Below are 1,548 nucleotides of genomic sequence, written 5' to 3' on the forward strand. Positions count from 1 at the left end.
GACCGCGCACCCTCGACGTCGACCTGGTCAGTTGTCATGGGCCGGACGGCGAGATCACCAGCGCCGACGCCGAGCTCACGTTGCCGCACCCGTATGCGCACGTCCGGGCGTTCGTGCTGGTGCCCTGGCTCGACGTGGACCCGACGGCGACGCTGAGCGTCGCGGGTGAGCCGAGGCCGGTCGCCGAGCTGCTGGACGCGCTCGACGAGCAGGAGCGGGCCGGTGTGCGCCGCACCGGGCACGTGCTGCGGACGGGACGCCGATGGGGCTGACCCGGAAGCGTGATCTGACCCTCGCCGTGGTCGTCACCGGGCTGCTGGGTTACCTGCTGGTGCGGGCGGTGTACCGGTACTTCCCACCGCTGACGCTGTGGACCGGGGTGTCGCTGCTGGGGCTGGCTGCCGTCATCGCGGGGTGGGGCTTCCTGGTGCGCGCCCGGATCCGGGACGGCGAGATCGGCGTCGGGGGCGGCCGGCTGCATCCGCTGGCGGTGGCCCGCTCGGTGGTGATCGCCAAGGCGTCGGCGTGGATGGGCAGCGTCGTGCTGGGCTGGTGGCTGGCCGTGGTGGTCTACCTGCTGCCGCGGCGATCCGAGCTGCGGGTGGCCGCTGAGGACACCCCGGGCGCGGTGGTGGCAGCGCTGTGCGCGCTGGCGCTGATCGTCGCGGGGTTGTGGCTGCAGCATTGCTGCCGCTCTCCCGACGATCCCGCCGAAGACGCCGATCCGGCGCCGAACTGAGCGAATCCGTCAGTGCGCGGGCCGAATCGCCGTCCGGGTCGACACGCGAGACGACCTGTGGCGGGTACAGTCGCCCCATGACCGATCCGACCCGCGGCGCCCGGCTCCGGCGCGGCGGACGCCGGCCCGGTTGGATCCTGATGACNNCCAACCGGGTCGAACTGCTCAAGCTCGCAGTGATTCTCGCGCTGTGGGCCGCGGTGGTCGCCGCCTTCGTCTCGGTGATCTATCGCCGTCAGAGCGACAGCGATCAGGCCAAGGTGCGTGATCTGAAACTCGTGTACGACCTGCAGCTGGACCGGGAGATCTCGGCGCGTCGGGAGTACGAGCTGTCGGTGGAGGCGCAGCTGCGCCGTGAGCTGGTCGCCGAACTGCGTGCCCAGCAGTCCGATGAGGTTTCGGCGCTGCGCGCCGAGTTGGCCGCACTGCGGGCCAATCTGGAGTTCCTGTTCGACGCCGACCTGTCGCACCGGCACGCCATCGAGGCCGACCGCAGCCCGGAGGCAGGACCGTGGACGCCCCGCAGCGACACCGCCGGCCGGGTCAGCAGCAGCCGCATCGACACCGAGGGCACCGCCGACGAGGGTTACGCCGAGGTCGAGGAGGTCGATCCGCACACCGAGGAGAGCCCGATCATCGATGTGCCGGCCGAACCGCATCCGCCCGAGGGGGAGCGCCCTGCGGCGGCCACCGAACCGCGCGGGTCGCACCGACGGTCGGGCGACGACGGTTCGCGGCGGCATCGCGCCGATCAGGAGGTCCGGTCGCAATGGGCCCCGCAGGCCCCGTCCCGCCCCGCGGGACCAACG

General features: G+C 72.3%; 3 protein-coding genes. All 3 read left to right on the top strand.

From position 1 onward, the window contains the following. Positions 1-272: 2-amino-4-hydroxy-6-hydroxymethyldihydropteridine diphosphokinase (locus tag J3476_RS27730; protein WP_207069460.1), on the top strand; the 272-nt coding region annotated here is incomplete at its 5' end. Further along, on the top strand, positions 263-739 hold the full coding sequence (locus J3476_RS27735; protein WP_207069461.1) for a DUF3180 domain-containing protein: 477 nt from the start codon (positions 263-265) through the stop codon (positions 737-739). The genes J3476_RS27730 and J3476_RS27735, both read left to right, overlap by 10 nt. Positions 740-816: 77 nt before the next feature. Beyond that, on the top strand, positions 817-1,548 hold a 732-nt coding region (locus tag J3476_RS28135), incomplete at its 3' end, for a DUF6779 domain-containing protein (protein ID WP_373889154.1).

It is taken from the genome of Mycobacterium sp. PO1, assembly GCF_017312405.1.
Taxonomy (GTDB): domain Bacteria; phylum Actinomycetota; class Actinomycetes; order Mycobacteriales; family Mycobacteriaceae; genus Mycobacterium.